The sequence below is a fragment of the Pseudomonas sp. B1(2018) genome, assembly GCF_003097365.1.
Lineage (GTDB): Bacteria > Pseudomonadota > Gammaproteobacteria > Pseudomonadales > Pseudomonadaceae > Aquipseudomonas > Aquipseudomonas laurylsulfatiphila.
The window spans coordinates 267,490-284,564 of sequence record NZ_PYUK01000004.1 but is presented as its reverse complement, the minus strand read 5'-3'; the positions used below and the strand labels follow the sequence as shown (position 1 = coordinate 284,564).

General features: G+C 58.8%; 4 protein-coding genes. 1 reads left to right on the top strand and 3 read right to left on the bottom strand.

Annotation, left to right across the window (positions count from 1 at the left end; all coding sequences use genetic code 11):
• Positions 1 to 374 precede the first annotated feature (374 nt).
• Complete coding sequence (locus C9422_RS08370) at positions 375 to 2,744, top strand: hypothetical protein (protein ID WP_116580312.1); 2,370 nt, start codon at positions 375 to 377, stop codon at positions 2,742 to 2,744.
• Between the two features lie 100 nt (positions 2,745 to 2,844).
• On the opposite strand, the gene C9422_RS08365 is transcribed toward C9422_RS08370, so the two are convergent.
• The 3 genes from C9422_RS08365 to C9422_RS08355 all read right to left on the bottom strand — a co-directional run bounded on the left by C9422_RS08365 (position 2,845) and on the right by C9422_RS08355 (position 16,977).
• The gene (locus C9422_RS08365) at positions 2,845 to 5,034 is read right to left on the bottom strand and encodes an autotransporter outer membrane beta-barrel domain-containing protein (protein WP_256589882.1); all 2,190 of its coding nucleotides are present in this window, start codon (positions 5,032 to 5,034) and stop codon (positions 2,845 to 2,847) included.
• A gap of 293 nt (positions 5,035 to 5,327) precedes the next feature.
• Positions 5,328 to 7,307, bottom strand: coding sequence for a hypothetical protein (locus C9422_RS08360; RefSeq protein ID WP_116580310.1), 1,980 nt, complete (start codon positions 7,305 to 7,307; stop codon positions 5,328 to 5,330).
• Between the two features lie 274 nt (positions 7,308 to 7,581).
• A complete protein-coding gene (locus C9422_RS08355; protein ID WP_116580309.1) occupies positions 7,582 to 16,977 on the bottom strand; it encodes a retention module-containing protein in 9,396 nt (3,131 codons plus the stop codon).
• Positions 16,978 to 17,075 lie beyond the last annotated feature (98 nt).

Genomic DNA, 17,075 nt, shown 5'->3' with positions numbered 1-17,075 from the left:
TCAGAATAAATAGCAATAAGAAAACATCTTTCCATGCCAGTAACGCCAGCCACTCCCCAAAAACAACAAACACCTGGCAACTATCACAGCAGCCACCCGGAATACTTGAGCCTTAGTCTACTTCGTCCCCCTCAACAGCAAGTGGAGTTAAATACATCCAGCAAAACACCGAACGGAAAAGTGGTCTCATCCGGGAGCTGGTTGTATTCGGGACGGGAGGCAACTGATCGGGCTGCCGAAACCAATGCAGCCAATGCATGTCGACCATTGATCGGAAACCACCTCGCACCTGTTATTTATGACAGTAGGCAAGCTTTCGGACCAGGTTTTAAATCACTCGGGCACATTCACTTTTCATGCCCGGAGTCATCATCATGACTGCTAAACCACCGAATACTTCCACAATTACGTCAGAAACACAGAGTGAAACAACAGCGGAATTAATCTTCGAAGCAGTCCTGGACGAAGAAGGTAGCACCGTTGGCAGAGGCGCCATAACTTATTCCAAAACCCTGACCTTCAAGGGTACGGGCAACTCAGTGAGGAAACTCGAGATTCGCGATGACATAGATCACCTCACTGAGGTGACCAGCGGAAGTTCAGGAAGCTGGATCAAATCGCACACACTGTCGGCCTTCAAGCGCTACAAACTTATCGCTGCGGAGCTGGATCCGCCTTATAACTTCTCCCGCCCAGCGTATGAGATCGTCCTGGCGAGCGAGACGCCGATCATCGATAAAGTCATCGGCGAGAATGGCCCGATTAACGATGGCGATCCCTACCCCGGTGACTCGCTGGAGTTCTCCGGCTTCGCACCTCCCGATATGGAAGTTGAAGCGTTCAATGGCGACACAACCACGGGCGACAAAATCAACGTTAAGCCTGACGGCTTTTTCAGACTCACCCTCGATGGACTCGCCGTTGGCACCTACAAGATCAAGATCAGGGCAGCCAATGGTAAAGAGTCCGATGTGTTCAACTTCCGTGTCGTATCGGATGTAAAACTGATTCTATATGAGGTCTCCGACTCCCAGAGGGTGATCCCTGAAGACGGCTACACCTACGATGAAATGGTTACGGTCCGCGGCAATGCCTGGCCCGGCGAACAGGTGCAGCTGCTCAATTACGACACCCTTATCGACGGAGCAACAGGGACCGCCCGGGAGGAAGACGGACTCTGGGAAATCGATCTTGAGGTGCCCACCCCCAATGAGTACCGCCTTAGAGCCAAGGCGCTTTATGGCGAGGGTGAAATTTCCGAGCCGCCCTATCCCTTTTTCGTGAAGGAGGATGTCAAGCTGAGCCTGGATGAAGTCGTCGGCTCCAAGGGGCCGATCCTTGACGGCGACACCACCTACGAGAAAAAGGTAAAGATCAGCGGCTATGCCAGGCCAGGCAGACGTGTGCAATTGCGCGATCATGACAAGCCTATCGGTGAAACAATCACACCCACCGACGAGGAGAGCGGATACTGGGAAATCTTACTTGATGTGACTCCGCGCACCTACAAACTTACCGTCGAGGCGCTTTATGGCAATGGCGAGACTTCCACCCCGCCCCACACCTTTCACGTGGTGCTGGACGTCACGCTGAGCCTGGATAACGTCCTCGTATCCGAAGACGGCACCCCTGTCGATGAAGGTGAGACCACCAACAAGAGTCCGTTGCTCATCCTTGGAAAGGCCCGGCCCGGTGAGAGCATTCAGCTATTCAATGGCGAGGAGCCGATAAAAGATGCCATCGCAATTGCCGATCCCGTCGATGGCATCTGGAATTTTCTGCTCCATGTGACAGACGGTTTCTACAGCCTGACCGCTAAGGCGAACTATGGCGACAACGAAACCACCCATCCGCCTCGCACCTTTAGGGTGGAATCCATCATCCAGCCGCACAATACCCGTGTATTCGATTCGGACGGCCTGATCGAGGACAACGGTACAACCCCATACAACTATGTATTTGTCAGGGGTAATGCGGCGCCGAACGCGGCGATCAAGCTAAAAATCAACGAAGACATCGACCCGAGACCGGAACCGACCGACCATGAGGGCAGATGGGTCAGATTCATTCCTAATCTGAACTACGATACCAAGTATGAGTTCATCGCGGTGGCAGACTATGGTGACAATGCCGAGTCTAATTCCTGGACGATTACTACCGGGGTACAGCACATCCATCCCGTCATCAAAAACGTTGTTGACTCCCATGGTGTGCCCGTTCTCGAGGAGGGGTATACAATTGACAGAAACCCGGACTTTAACGGTGAGGCCACTCCGGGACAGCGAGTCGAACTGTGGAATGGTGACGAGTACATCGGTTTTTCATTAACTAATCAAAAAGGGGAATGGAGCGGCAGTCCGGATTCCGATTTGTCCTATAAAAAATATAGCATTACCGCCAAGGTCAAGGACGATGTTTCACACCCACCCCGGACGTTCACTGTGGTCGATGGCAGCAAGTTGACCATACTTAACGTCACCGACCGCTCGGGAAACCCCATTCCGAATTTCGGAAGTGTGTCCCAACACGAAGTGTTTACTTTCAACGGCTACGGTGCTCCGCCAAACAAGGAAGTCAATCTGTATCGTGAAGGCACTTGGGCAGGTAGAAAAGAAGCTGATGCGCGAGGGTGGTTTCACGTAAACACTGGCTCACATTCGCCCGGAGCTTCTCATTACAAGTTCGAGTTAAAAAGTTCGGATGGCCAGACTTCGCAAGCCTGGTACATTCGGATAACATTATGATAATAGGATAACGAATGTCATGAACTCGTAAAACCTGGTTTAACTGACAAACGAAAAAAACCGCTTTACGCGGTTTTTTTCATTCCTTTATACCAAGCCATCAAAACCCGTAGCTCAGCCCCAGCGTCATCGACCATGGCTGTTCGTAATGTTTCCCTTTGCCGTAGTCGAGGTCCGCACTCAGCCGTACATTAGACCGCAGGGAAACAGCCACTCCGCCCCCCACCTCAAAACCACTGCCCGACAAATCGCTGTTGAGCTCGTTGCCGTTGACATGCACGTTGTCATTGTTGGCAAACTCATGAACCATCGCGACACGCCCGTAGGGCTGCACGACGGTACCGCCGCCCATCTTGAAATCACGACCGGCAGCGACACCCAGCTTGGCGCGCAACGAACGTGTCCGGTCGCCGTCGGCGTCCATGCCATTGTCCAGGTCATAGCTCGCGCCCTCGATGACGGCGGCCGACAACTGGGCGGAAGGTTTGACCAGCCAATTATCCTCCAGCCGGATGTTGCGGCCGACTTCCACCAGGGCGCTGACCGCCGAGTTGCTGTAGTCACCTTTGGCGCGGGTTCCGTCGCTCAAACGGACTTTCGAATCGTTGCGGAAATGGTTGAATTTCAGTGCACCATCGACGTAGTAGTCGCTGTCCGGAGCCTGCCAACCAACGTATGGACCGGCGTAAAAGCTGTCGACCGTTGCGCTGCTTCCACCTTTGAGATCAATGTCCGACTGACTGTAACCGGCCAGCACCCCGACGCTCCACGGACCATCGCCCAGACGGGTGTCGGCGCCCATGGAAACACCCTGTTGCCGCTGTTGATAGGCCACACCCGCGCCCTCGCCAACGTTGTATTTGTTGCCATAAGGTCGTACCCAAACGCCATGCAACTTGCCGTCCGATTGCAAGTCACCCATGCGACTTTCGAGTGACTTCAGCTCGCCATAGGAAATGGTCGTCGCGGTGCGGAACAGCGCCATCGCTGTCTGGGCGCCGGAGCTGACCGTTTTGGTGGCGGGGTCGAGGAACCATTCCGTACCGCCGTTGCCATCGGTGGCACTCGCCAGATCGTAGGACCAGGTGCCCAGATCCACCCGCCCGCCGACCAGCGAAAACTGTGCAGTGCCGCTGGCGGTGCGTACCAGTGCCAATGGTTGCGTGGCCACTGCATCCGTGCCGGAAGCCGCGACTTCCAGGCCGAATTGACCATTGGCTGCGCCGGGCACATTGAGAAAATCACCGGCACCGGTAGAGAAATCGCCCTTCATGGCAAAGGTGCCGGTGCCATCGAGGGTTCCAACGTTCAGCTGACGATATGCCCCCCCAGCATCACCGAAATCAACTCGGCCGCCATCCATGCTCAGGCTGCCGATGGTGTCATTGCCGGTCATGGTCCAGTTCGATTGACTTAGAGTGACGCCCGTGACGTTATCCAGGCGACCGATAAACTGCGAGCCGTTTTGCAGGGTGACATTGGCGGTAGAACCGTCTTCGACCACCACGTCGCCAGTCATCTGGCCTCGATCAAACGTCAGGTTGGCGGTGCTGGCGTCAGTGACTTGCACGTTGCCTTGCAAGGCGCTGCCGGCCACTCTCATGCTGGCCGTCGATGCCCCCAGTACTTCCAGCAGGTTGCCGTTACTGCCCGCCAGCGTGGAACCGTTCAACACTTCGATACTGGCGTCGACACCGTCGTCCACTTGAATCGCCGGCCCATCGCGGCCCACGACGCTTGAGCCGTCCAGCACCAGCGACGCAGTGCTCACGAGTGGATCCGTTTCAATTCGCACACCTGCGGCTTCACCGCTGATACGTGTATTGCCGGATGCGTTGACGGAGCCTCCCGCCACGACCAGGCCAAAGCTGCCTGCGCCCGTTCCGGTGACTTCGGAGTTGATCAGCGCGAGGGTACTGAAACCTGTCACCATGGCACCGGCGAAGCCACCACTGAATACGCTGTTGGCCGCGGTCACGGTCGAGCCTGATGTTCCTCGTGACGTGCGATTGACCAGCAGCGCAATGGCGTCGCTGCTGACCGTCGCCCGGTCAATGGTTGCGCGGCTGGTGTTGATGATTATCCCGTCCTGACCCGGATTGCCGGTGACGGTCGCGCCATTGATGTTCAGGGCAGAGCCGGTCTGGACAGTGATACTTCGGGTGGTCGCCTCGGTCATGTTCAGCGTGCTGTTGTTTTTCACCGAATAAAAGTCAGGTGCAGCCGTTGAATCGATATCCAGGGTGGATCCATTGTCGACGATCACGGCAGCGAGCGCTGTCGAGCTCATCAAAAAAAATGCTGGCACTAATGCCAGCATCCCGTTGGAAGCTGAAATAAAAGGTGGGCGTAACGTTACGTTGTCAGTTGTCATGCTCATGTCCTGTTGATCAATCCGTCCTCACCGAATAAAACCAACTGGAGGACTATGAAGGGGGCGCAAGATAGCGTCACTTCCTACAAAAAAATGTAGGATTAATCTCCAATCGCACTTTAAGAATCCTCATTACCCAAGCTGATTTTCAACACAGCGGATAACGTAATGAAAAACGAGAGGCGCCTAAGCGCCTCTCGTTTTTTCGATCAGGTAAAACGGCAGAAATCCCCCCCCGCGAGCTCCATGCCCACCCGGAACAACCGAGCTTCGGACGTTGTCTCATGCCCCTCCTGAGCGGCATGGCAAAAGATCTCACACCAACCGTTCTTGATTTTTTGGAAGACGTGATAAGTGAAAAATACGCTAAAACCTGCAGCGGCCTCTTCCGCGTTCGGCGTTTTTGTCACGATATCCTCAGCTTCTGGCAACTTCAGGCCCGGCACATTATTGCCATCCCCATCCTGTGTATTTTCGTACCCGATAACCTGAAAGATAACTTGGGTGTCTTTTAGATCTGCCTTTGGCGGAAACTTGACTTCAACGGCCATCGTGCCCAGATCAGCGTTGTGTTTTAAAGATCCGCAATACAACTCTGGGCCATCGCCATAATCATCAGTAATGGCAAAATCAGGCTGTGGCAGGGGAGCCTCGTTAACATAAACCTCGACTTTTTGCACATCCGACCACGCCACTGTGGAGTTTAGATCATGACTGACAACGTATTCGGTACGTGTTTCCTTATTGTTTCGGCTGGCCTTGATATAACGAGCGGGAATTCTAAATTCCAGAATCTTCTCGTCGGTTTCAGTACCATCCAGTTCGATAACGCCACCATCCGCTTCGTCGATTGCAGATCCGTTATAATAGAGCTGTATAACATCGCCTTTCTTGTGTCCTTTATAGATACTCACGAACGCGTCTGCGCCCCGATCTGCATCCAGCTTGCTCAGGTAGTTTGGCCGTAACACATCTACGCCCTGAACCGTTATCAGCGGCAACTTCGGATCAGGCGTGCCAGGCATACCGGGATTATCGGGGTCGGGCTGTTCGCCCGGCTTTCTCAGGTCGATCGTCAGTTTCCGGCTATGGGGTCCAGTAGTCGGATAAAGCTTGTTTCCGCGTCTTATTTGCCACTCAAAATCAACTTCCTTCGGACCATCGTTATCATTGTAAAGATACCGGTAAGTCAATGTATGGGGAAACGGAACAGCACTTACATCGGGTTCCAATGGCGGTGCCTGGTGATCAACCACCAACCGCCACTTATCATTTTGTTTGAAATTCAAATAGTCGAGAATGGCCCTCACCGGCTGGCGTGCATCCTCGAACAAAATGATGCCATCATCATCATGCAGTTCAACGGTCTCTGACTCTCCAGTCGGGGCAGGGAATAGTGCCACATCAACTTTAAGTTTCGGCGAAGCAGAACTTTTGTTCCCCTTGCGATCAGTCACATAGACAAATAACTCGATTTCTCCTTCGTCTATCCCGATCAAGGATTTGGTCAGTTTTCTTGTGTTCAACGGATCTGGAAGGGTCAAGCGCTCGATGAGCGTCGCCTGATCGTCCGGTTTCCCGACCTCCTTGAACATGAACTCAACGACGTCTCCGATTTTTGCAACGGGGTAGGTCGGCAAGTATCCCACCAGGACGTGGTCGACTCCTTCTTCGGTAAAGTACTCGGCAGTAATACCCTCGGTTTTGATCCGGGTCGGAACAATGACCTCAGTGGCAGGATTAGGAGGAGTAGTGTCTACCCGGATGTCCAGCAGCGGATCCGATTCGTCATCGTTTCCTCTATAGCGAACACTGTACCCCACTTTGTGCTCACCCTCAGTGGCCGTAAGGCCTTCCGGCACTGTCAGTGTTTGTTCGAACCACTCGTCAGGTAAAGGCGTAGTATCGCTCAGTATGACCCCTACCAGCTCGCCATTAAACCGTGCTTGTACGGTGATATTTGAGCCGTCCGGATAGAATGCAACTGGAAACTTTGGGATCTTCAGCTTCATCTCAAGGCCTCGATCCCTGGAATGAAGTTGATTACCCGGGTCATCGTCCGTTTCCGGTAGCAATACGATGTTTTCCAGTGTGGGCGGTTTCAATCTTTCCAGAGGACCGCTACGTTTTTTTTTCCTGTGACTGAGCAGTCTTTTTTCTTTGGCGGACAGCTTTTCAGGGACGGTCATTTCAAAGCTCCTTTCAGTGTTGGGCCTTAGCCCACGTCACGACTCAACGCCCAATCCAGAGTGATCGGCGCCTGTTCGAAGCGCAGTACAGAGGAAAATGAACTCTCGATTCGACTGATCGTTGACTCGATTAAAAGGCAGTTACAAATGGCTGGCTACTGTCAGAAATTACAGGTTTTGCTACCACTGGTCGGAGATTCTTCTTTGTCTCGGGCAATAAAAAACCCGTCATCCCTTGCACAGGGACGACGGGTTTTTCCGTTCAGGTTTCAGGTCACACGGTATCCACCTTCAACGAATGATCGTTGAGCATGCCGTTGATGATAGTCGCCGTGTCATGCCCGCTCGCGACCACCCCACCCGCTCCCGGCGTGACACCGTATTGACTGGCGAGGTTGACGCCGGCCAGGTCGATGGTCTGGTTCGGCGCGGCGCCGGCCATGGCGCTGACGTCGATGCTGGTCACCGTCGACGCCCCGCTGCCGGTGACGGTGAAGTGCAGGTAGTCGTCCAGCGAAGCCGTGGTGCCGTTCTCCCCTTGCAGCAGTTGCGACAGGTCGAGCTTGTCGGTGCCGGGCGTGAAGTCGGTGATCACGTCATGGCCGCTGTTGTCCTTGAGCCACTGGAAGGTGTCGGCCCCCGCCCCGCCGCTGAGGGTGTTGTTGCCCAGGCCGCCAATCAGCAAGTCATCGCCGCCCCCGCCATTGAGGATGTCGTTGCCCAGGCCGCCGTTGATCACGTTGTTGCTGTTATTGCCGGTCAGGGTGTCGTTGAAGTTCGACCCGGTGAGGTTTTCGATACCGGTCAAGGTGTCCGTACCCGCGCCCAGGGTGTTCTGCGCAGCGAGCAGGCTGAGATCGACCGTGACCCCAGCGGTGGCGTGGGCATAGCTGGCCGTGTCGATGCCCGTACCGCCATCGAGGGTGTCATTGCCCAGTCCGCTGAAGAGCAGATCATTGCCGGCGCCGCCATGCAGCTCGTTGTTGCCGGAGCCGGCGGTGAGCACATCGTTGCCGTCGCCGGCATTGATGATGTTGTTGCCCGTGCCCGCCACCATGACGTCATCTCCGCTGGTGCCGGTGAGGGTGTGGCCGTCCTGATAGCTGATGGTCAGGTTGGCCGAGTCGCTGCCGCCGTGGTTGTCGTTGGCGGTGTAGGTGCCGTGGTAATCCGGGGCAATGTCATGGGCCCCGGCGTAGTTGACGGTCATGGTCAGTTGATAGGTTTCAGAACCGTTGCCGCCGCCACCCGAGCCGTTGGGGATGTTGGTGACGTGGATCTGGTAGGTTCCATCCCCTGTCGCCGTAATGGTCTGGCCGTCCGTGATGGAGGTGAACCCACCGCCGTCGACCGAGTACTCCATGCTGATACGCCCGGCCGCCAGGTTGTGATTCAGGTTGAGGGTTTCGCCGTCCTTGAGGTTGACGGTAATGAAGTCTTCACCGGTATTGCTGCCGACCGAACCCAGCGCGCCACTGACCACCAGCATAGCGGTCATGGCCGCCGCGTCGGCGACAAAGGCACTGCGGGCTATGGTCACGGCCTTCGCGTTGCTGCCCGTGAAACCGAAGCTCTGGTTGGTCCCGATGAAGTCCGCCCCCCTCGGTATCCAGCCGGTATTGAAGGAAGTCGGTGTCGCCGAGAGCTGATCACCGTTAGGGTCGGTGTCGTTGGCCAGCAATAGTTCGCCCGGTACCACGACGGTGCCCGAGAGCACGTTGGTGATGACATGGTCATCGGCAGCCACTGGCGGTGCGTTCGGTATGACTTTGATCGTCAGGGTGGAGCTGGCCAGATCGCCGTCGTTGTCGCTGACGGTGAATCCGATGTTTTCGGTGATCACCACCGACGTGGCTTTCTGCGAAATGTAGGTGTATTCGCCAGTATCGAGATTGATCAGCAAGGTACCGCTGTTGTTGGTGGCGATGCTCAACGTGTTGTCCACGGTGTTGAACGTGCCGTGGTTGACGCTGCCACTGTAGTTCAGCGAGCCCTGATTGCTGTTGGCGCTCGGATCGTAGGTGTACGTGATGCCGTCCACCGTGATGGTCTTGATGAAGCCGCCGTCGGCACCAAAGGTACCGCCCTCGCCCAGCAGCGAGCCGGTCACCGGTGCGCCAATCACAGTGCCGGACAGCACCGAGTTGAGCTGGTTGAGGTCGGTCACCACCACCGCGTTGGTATCGGTGTGACTGCTGCCGTCATAGGCCAGTGGGTTGAGGTTGGCGTTGCTCACACCGCTGCCCAGGCCGATTGCATAGTTCTTGATGTTGTTGGCATCGAGGAAGGCTTTCAGCGCGGTTTCGTCGGCGGTGCCGATTTCCTGGCCGGTGGTGGGCTTGCCGTCGGAGAAGAAGTAGCCGACGTTTTGTGCACCGGTCAATTTGCCCGAGGTGTTGAACGCGGTCTGCATGGTCGCTACCGCCGCGTCGTAGTTGGTGCCACCGTTCGCGGTGAGACCGGCCAGCAGTGTCTTGGCGGTCGCAACATCGACCCACACCGAAGTCCTGTCGGTGGCGCTACTGCTGAAGGTGACGAGTTGCACTTTCACGTCGCCCAGGTCGTCGTATTTATCCAGCAAGGCACTGATGGCCTGCTTGGCCAGTTCCAGCCGTGACAGGCCCGGTACGCCGGAAGGGTCGACCATACTGCCGGAGACGTCGAGCACGATCAGCAGGTTGGAATCGATCTCCACCGCTGCCACCGAGCGATCCGAGGCCACCGCCTTGGGCACGTCATCGACAATGTTGACCACAATGGTGCTGGTGCTGCTGTTGCCCGACGCATCGGTGGCCTTGTAGGTGAAACTTTCAGTCAGACTGTTCGGACCGTCGTTGGCATTCGGCGAGGTTTTTGGCGCCGAGGTCAGGGTGTAGGTGTAGCTGCCGTCGGGGTTGAGCAGGATCTGCCCGTAGGTGCCGGTGGCGCTGCCGACCAGGGTGTAGGTGAGCGCGCCGCTGGCACCCGTGACAGATCCGACCAGGGTCCCGGACGCGGTTTCACCGGTATTGCCCGGGTCGCTGCCGGTGACCGTACCGACGGCCAGGTCCTGGCCGTCCTTGCTCAGGTCGAGGGCTTTTTCGTAGACCGTCACGTCGCTATCGGGGTTGGCCTTGATAATGCTGTTGGCCACATCGATGGTGATGGTGGTAGTGCTTTCATCGCCATCGGAGTCGCGCACCGTGTAGGTGAACGTGTCCGTGGCCCCGGCAGCGCCGACCGAATCCGGGTTGCTGTGATACACCGCGTTGCCGTTGGCATCGAGCGTCAGGTAACCGTAGGTGCCGTTGATCGGGTTGCCCAGCCCGCCGACGGCCGAGGTCGAGGTATTGCTGCCGGCGCGCACGCCGACCACCATCGCCGGACCATCGGCACCGTTGATGTCATTGCCCAGCACACTGATATTGACCGTGCCGCCCTCCGTTACCGACGACGTGTCAGGTTTGGCGTTCGGCAAGTCATCGACGATGTTGACATTGATCTGCCCGTTCGCGATGTCGCCATCGCTGTCGGTAGCGACGACGTCGAAGTTCTCGGTGAGGCTGTTGGCGCCGTTGGCGGTTGGATGGGCTTCGTTATCGTTCAGGGTGTAGCTGTAGCTGATCACGCCAGTCGCGGCGTTGAAGCCGGTGATGGTCAGGGTGCTGCCCAGCGGCGTGACGGCGGTTTGCGGGAAGCCGGCGGTCACGCCTGCGCTGACCACGGTGATGCCGCCCACGGTCAGGGTTTGCAGGCCATCGAGGGCGGTGACCGTGAAGGTGCCGCTCTGGGTCAGGGCCGGTGTGTTGGGGGTGCTGCCGTCACTGAGGTTTTTCTCGTAGACCGTCAGCTCGCCGCCATATACATCGAGGCCGCCAAGGGTTACGGGGTCGTCATTGTTGTGGACATTCAGCACCAGATTCGCCGTACTGATGTCGCCGTCGGCGTCCGTGAGGGTGTAGGTGAAGGTTTCAGTGCCGTTGCCACCGCCGTGCAGGGCCTTGAAGTCGGCGTCACTGGTGTTGAGGGTGTAGGTGTAGGTGCCGTTGGCGTTGAGCACCAGGGTGCCGTAGGTGCCGGTGAAGGTACCCGGAGTCACCGGGCCGGCATTCAGGCCGATGGCGACTTTATCGGCACCGATCACGTCGTTGTTGAGCACATTGCCGCTGAGGCTCGCCACCGTCTCCGAGGCGGTGCTGGCGTTGCTGTCGTTCAGCGCTTTGGGCATGTCATCGACAATGTCCACCACGATGGTGCTGGTGACGATATTGCCCAGCGAGTCGGTAGCCTGATAGCTGAAAGTCTCGTGCATCACGTTCGGGCCGTCATTGGCGTTCGGTGTGGTGCTCGGCGGGGTCGTCAGCGTGTAGGTGTAGGTGCCGTTGGCGTTGAGCTGAATCTGTCCGTAGGTCCCCACGTTGCTGCCAACCAGGGCGTAGGTGATCGCGCCGACGGCGTGAGTGACCGAGCCCACCAATGTGCCGGAAGCGGTTTCGCCCGTGTTGGTCGGATCGCTGCCGACGACCGTACCGGCGGCCAGGTCCTGGCCGCCCTGGCTCAGGTCGAGGGCTTTTTCGTAGACCGTCACATCGTTGTCGCTGACCGCTTTCAGGCAACTGTTGTAGACGTCGATGGTGATGGTGGTGGTGCTTTCGTCACCATCGGAGTCGCGCACGGTATAGGTGAACACATCCACCGCACCAGGGCCGCTCACCGCGTTAGGCGTGCTGTGATACACGGCGTTGCCGTTGGCATCGAGGGTCAGGTAACCGTAGGCGCCGTTGATCTGATTGCCCAGCCCGCCGATGGCCGAGGTTGAAGTATCGCTGCCCGCACGCACGCCGACCACGGCGCCAGCGGCAGCCGGACCATCGGCTCCAGCGATGTCGTTGTCCAGCACATTGCCGCTGACGGTGCCGCCCTCCTGCACCGAGTCCGCATCGGCTTTGGCGGTCGGCAGGTCGTCGATGATGTTGACGTTGATCTGGCCGTTTGCGATATCGCCATCGGTGTCGGTAGCGACGACATCGAAGTTCTCGGTGAGGCTGTTGGCGCCGTTGGCGGTCGGATGGGCTTCGTTGTCGTTCAGGGTGTAGCTGTAGCTCACCACGCCGGTCGCGGCGTTGAAGCCGGTGATGGTCAACGTGCTGCCCAGCGGCGTGACGGCGGTTTGCGGGAAGCCGGCGGTTACGCCACCGCTGACCACAGTGATGCCGCCGACGGTCAGGGTTTGCAGGCCATCGAGGGCGGTCACCGTGAAGGTGCCGCTTTGGGTCAGGGCTGGTGTGTTGGGGTTGCTGCCGTCACTGAGGTTTTTCTCGTAGACCGTCAGCTCGCCGCCGTACACGTTGAGGCCGTTGAGGATTACCGGGTCGTCGTTGTTGTGGATCTGCAGCACCAGGTTGGCGGTGCTGCTGTCGCCGTCCGCATCGGTGATGGTGTAGGTGAAAGTGTCGGTGCCGTCGCCACCGCCGTGCAGCGCCTTGAAGTCGGCGTCGCTGGTGTTCAGCGTGTAGGTGTAGGTGCCGTTGGCGTTCAGCACCAGGGTGCCGTAGGTGCCGGTGAAGGTGCCGGGGGTGATCGGGCCAGAGCCCTCACCGATGGTTACCCGGTCGGCGCCTTGCACGTCGTTGCTCAGCACGTTGCCGTTCAGCGTCAGCAAGGTTTCCGAGGCGGTGCCATTGCTGTCGTTCACGCCTTTTGGCAGGTCGTCGACGATGTTCACGTCCAGTGAACCGGTCGCGGTGGTGCCGTTGTCGTCGACCGCGGTCACCGTGAACTGTTCAGGCAGGGTGTTGGCGCCGTTGGCGGTTGGATGGGCTTCGTTGTCGTTCAGGGTGTAGCTGTAGCTCACCACGCCGGTGGCGGCGTTGAAGCCGGTGATGGTCAGCGTGCTGCCCAATGGGGTGGTGATCGACTGCGGGAAGCCCGCCGCCACACCTCCGGTGACCACGGCGATGCCGCCGACGGTCAAGGTTTGCAGGCCATCGAGGGCGGTCACCGTGAAGGTGCCGCTTTGGGTCAGGGCTGGTGTGTTGGGGTTGCTGCCGTCACTGAGGTTTTTCTCGTAGACGGTCAGCTCGCCGCCGTACACGTTGAGGCCGTTGAGGGTTACCGGATCGTCGTTGTTGTGGATCTGCAGCACCAGGTTGGCGGTGCTGCTGTCGCCGTCCGCGTCGGTGATGGTGTAGGTGAAGGTGTCGGTGCCGTCGCCACCGCCGTGCAACGCCTTGAAGTCGGCGTCGCTGGTGTTCAGCGTATAGGTGTAGGTGCCGTTGGCGTTCAGCACCAGGGTGCCGTAGGTGCCGGTGAAGGTGCCGGGGGTGATCGGGCCAGTGCCTTCACCGATGGTTACCCGGTCGGCGCCTTGCACGTCGTTGCTCAGCACGTTGCCGTTGAGGGTCAGCAAGGTTTCCGAGGCGGTGCCATTGCTGTCGTTCACGCCTTTCGGCAGATCGTCGACGATGTTGACGTCGAGGCTGCCCGTGGCCGTGGTGCCGTTGTCGTCGACCGCGGTCACGGTGAACTGTTCAGGCAAGGTGTTGGCGCCGTTGGCGGTTGGGTGCGCTTCGTTGTCGTTGAGGGTGTAGCTGTAGCTCACCACGCCAGTCGCGGCGTTGAAGCCGGTGATGGTCAGCGTGCTGCCCAATGGGGTGGTGATCGACTGCGGGAAGCCCGCCGCTACGCCTCCGGTGACCACGGCGATGCCGCCCACGGTCAAGCTGGTGACGCCGTCCAGTGCAGTGACGGTGAAGGTGCCGCTTTGGGTCAGGGCCGACGTGTTGGGGTTGCTGCCGTCGCCGAGGTTTTTCTCGTAGACCGTCAGCTCGCCGCCGTACACGTTGAGGCCGTTGAGGGTTACCGGATCGTCGTTGTTATGGATCTGCAGCACCAGGTTGGCGGTGCTGGTATCGCCGTCCGCATCGGTGATGGTGTAGGTGAAGGTGTCGGTGCCGTCGCCACCGCCGTGCAAGGCTTTGAAGTCGGCGTCGCTGGTGTTCAGCGTGTAGGTGTAGGTGCCGTTGGCGTTCAGCACCAGGGTGCCGTAGGTGCCGGTGAAGGTGCCGGGGGTGATCGGGCCAGTGCCTTCACCGATGGTTACCCGGTCGGCGCCTTGTACGTCGTTGGTCAGCACGTTGCCGTTCAGCGTCAGCAAGGTTTCCGAGGCGGTGCCATTGCTGTCGTTCACGCCTTTTGGCAGGTCGTCGACGATGTTCACGTCCAGTGAACCGGTCGCGGTGGTGCCGTTGTCGTCGACCGCGGTCACCGTGAACTGCTCAGGCAAGTTGTTGGCGCCGTTGGCGTTCGGATGGGCTTCGTTATCGTTGAGGGTGTAGCTGTAGCTCACCACGCCAGTCGCGGCGTTGAAGCCGGTGATGGTCAGCGTGCTGCCCAATGGGGTGGTGATCGACTGCGGGAAGCCCGCCGCCACACCTCCGGTGACCACGGCGATGCCGCCGACGGTCAAGGTGGTCACGCCGTCCAGCGCGGTGACGGTGAACGTGCCGTTCTGAGTCAGCGCCGTGGTATCCGGAGCACTGCCGTCACTGAGGTTTTTCTCGAAGACGGTGAGTTCGCCGCCCTCGACGTTCAAACCGCCAATCGTCACCGGATCGTCGTTATTGTGGATCTGCAGCACCAGAGTCGCCGTACTGCTGTCGCCATCGGCGTCCGTCAGCGTATAGGTGAAGCTTTCGGTGCCGTCGCCACCGCCGTGCAAGGCCTTGAAATCGGCATCGCTGGTGTTGAGGGTGTAGGTGTAGGTGCCGTTGGCATTCAACACCAAAGTACCGTAGGTACCGGTGAAAGTGCCGGGGGTGATCGGGCCAGTGCCTTCACCGATGGTTACCCGGTCGGCGCCTTGTACGTCGTTGGTCAGCACGTTGCCGTTGAGGGTCAACAGGGTTTCCGACGCCGTCGAAGCATTGCTGTCGTTCACGCCTTGTGGCAGGTCGTCGACGATGTTCACGTCGAGGCTGCCCGTGGCCGTGGTGCCGTTGTCGTCGACCAGGGTCACGGCGAACTGCTCAGGCAGGGTGTTGGCGCCGTTGGCGGTCGGGTGCGCTTCGTTGTCGTTGAGGGTGTAGCTGTAGCTCACCACACCGGTCGCGGCGTTGAAGCCGGTGATGGTCAGGGTGCTGCCCAATGGCGTAGTGATTGATTGCGGGAAGCCTGCAGCTACGCCTCCGGTGACCACGGCGATGCCGCCGACGGTCAGGGTCGTGACGCCGTCCAGCGCAGTAACGGTGAACGTGCCGTTCTGAGTCAGCGCCGTGGTATCCGGAGCACTGCCGTCACTGAGGTTTTTCTCGAAGACGGTGAGTTCGCCGCCCTCGACGTTCAAACCGCCAATCGTCACCGGGTCATCGTTGTTGTGGATCTGCAGCACCAGGTTGGCGGTGCTGCTGTCGCCGTCCGCGTCGGTGATGGTGTAGGTGAAAGTGTCCGTGCCGTCGCCATCGCCGTGCAGGGCCTTGAAATCGGCATCGCTGGTATTGAGCGTGTAGGTGTAGGTGCCATTGGCATTCAGCACCAGGGTGCCGTAGGTGCCGGTGAAGGTGCCGGGAGTGATCGGCCCGCTGTTTTCACCGACCGGCACACGGTCAGCGCCTTGCACGTCGTTGGTCAGCACGTTGCCGTTCAGCGTCAACAAGGTTTCCGAGGCGATGCCATTGCTGTCGTCGACCGCTTGGGGCACGTCGTCGGCGATGTTGATGTCCAGCGAACCGGTGACGCTATCGCCATTGCTGTCGCCTGCCACCACGGCGAAGTGTTCACCGAGGGTATTGCCCCCCTCACCGCTTGCATGGGTTTCGGCACCGTTGAGGGTGTAGCTGTAACTGACCACGCCCGTGGCCGGGTTATAGCCGGTGACGGTCAGGGTGCTGCCCAGCGGGGTGGTGATCGACTGCGGAAAGCCTGCCGCCACCCCGCCGCTGATCACGTTGATGCCGCCGATGCTGAGGCTGGTCAGCCCGTCGGGTGCATTGACGGTGAAGGTGCCGCTTTGGGTCAGCGCACCAGGGTTCCTCGCCGAGCCGTCGGCCAGGTTGGCCTCATTGACAGTCAGTTCGCCATTTTCCACCGACAGGCCATCAAGGGTGACCGGATTGTTCGGCACTGGCGGCGTCACTGGCGGCACCACAGGGGTATCGGCCGCTACGGCGTTATTGTCCGGATTAGCGTTCAGGCGTTCTTCGGGAAGTTCGGGAATGCCGTTGAAACCGGCAGTGGGAAAACCGATGGTGGGATCGACTCGCCCACCCACTTCTTCAAGCATGACGAAACTATGGCCGCTGCCCGCGATGCCACCCGGTACACCGGCAGTCGTGGTAGGCCCGGCAGCAGTGGCTTCAGCGGTCTGGGTCGGGTCGTCGCCCGCCGCAATGGCTTTTTGCAGCTGCTCGACATCCGTCAGCTGTGCCTGGCTTGGCGTCACCGCCTCGGACGAGTCCACGTGGGGAATCTGATTGGCGAGCAATTGCGGGGTCATCTGCATGCTGCTGCCGCGCCCGAGGGTCAGTTCCTGGCCATTTTGCAGATGCACCGCTACCGCGCCTTCGGCGCCGGTGCTCAGTTGGTCGCCGGCGAACAACTTGTCCCCCTCGACCAGCGCGCGCCGGGTGCCGTCGCTTGCAACCGCGAACACCTGACCGATGACCTTACTGACGATTCCTATGAGCGTAGCCATGTGCACTTCCTCCGCTGCCAACCGCTGTCGGCACCTTGTTTGTGCGAAGAACGTGCTCATGGCTCAAGCGGGTTGTCTGGCGAATCGTGTTCCGGGTC